Annotated in this window: 1 protein-coding gene; it reads left to right on the top strand. The window is 54.1% G+C overall.

Translation table 11 applies throughout. The annotated features are described in order from the left end of the window. Positions 1-169: 169 nt before the first annotated feature. Positions 170-1,326 (top strand): type II secretion system F family protein (locus CW742_RS13390; protein ID WP_292421205.1); only part of this gene is annotated, 1,157 nt, incomplete at its 3' end.

Raw genomic sequence — 1,326 nt, 5'->3', positions numbered from 1 at the left:
GGAGCAAGGACCAGCTGGAAGCCGAAACCAAGCTGAGGAAGGAGATCCTGACTGCCATGCGTGACCAGGGGATCCGGGACTATGTGTCCGTGTCCCGGATTTTCCAGGCATACCTGATTGATCCGAAGCAGATCATTGAAAACCTGGGGGATATCAGAAAGGTCCTGAAATGAAACTCCAGTCGCTTATACGGGAGTGGATCAAGCGGGATCCCATCCGGTTCCAGAGCCTTCATGCCGATCTGATATCGTCACGGAGTGCGATCACGCTCGAGCACTACCTTGAACGCTCGATCCTTCTTGCGATCGGGATCGGCGCTGTCTTCGCTGTCTGCGGCTTCTTCGTCTCCCTCATATTTGCCATCCCGCGGGGAGGAGGGCAGGTCGGTATCTACAATGTGCTGAACCTGCCGATCCCCGAGGCGATTGCCGGGATCTCCACCTTTTTCTTTTTCCAGGGTGTCGCGATTATCGTGGCATTCGTGCTCGGGAGTTATGTCGGTTTTAACGGTCTCCTCAGGATGCCGGGCTTTGAGAAATCAAACCGGGCCACCAAGATCAATATGACCATCCACAATGCGGTCGCCTACATGTATGCCATGCGCCGGGGGGGGGCCCAGCTGATGGTGATCTTCCGGTCGCTCTCGGAGAATGCCAATATTTACGGGGAAGTCGCCCTTGAATTCCGGCAGGTTGTCCGCGACGCGGACTTCTTCGGGCATGATGTGATTACCTCCCTGAAACACCTCACGGAAACGACGCCCTCGGAAAAACTGAAGAATTTCCTCGAAGATCTTCTCTCGGTTATTGAAAGCGGTGGCGATATGGCCGGCTTTCTTTCTATGCGGGTCCGGCTCTACCAGGAGGAGGCCAGGTTCGAGCAGAAACAGTTCCTGAATTTTCTTTCTCTCGTTGCCGAATCCTATGTTACCCTGTTCGTGGCAGGGCCGCTCTTCCTCATCATCATCATGGTGGTCATGGGGATGGTCGGGGGCGGGGCGATTCTGCAGTTCACTGCGGTAACCTATGCGGTCCTTCCTATCGGCTCTCTCGTGTTTATCCTTCTCATCGATCTCATCTCCCTAAAAACTGAGAAAGCCGAACGGTACCGGAAGGGAAAATGGCTTCATGAGTATGATGAGGTGCCGATCATGACGATGTCGGGCGAAGAGCATCTCTTTGCCCAGCTTGCGCATTATGACAAGTGGCGCAACCTCATCAACCAGCTGAAGCACCCGTTCCAGGGCTTTGTCATGGACGTGAACCGGAGCTTCTATATTACCGTGCCGGTCGCTGTCCTGTATGTTTCACTCGTATTCTTCAATAC

It is taken from the genome of Methanoregula sp. (assembly GCF_002835825.1).
Lineage (GTDB): Archaea > Halobacteriota > Methanomicrobia > Methanomicrobiales > Methanospirillaceae > Methanoregula.
This window is presented reverse-complemented; position numbering and strand designations above follow the sequence as displayed.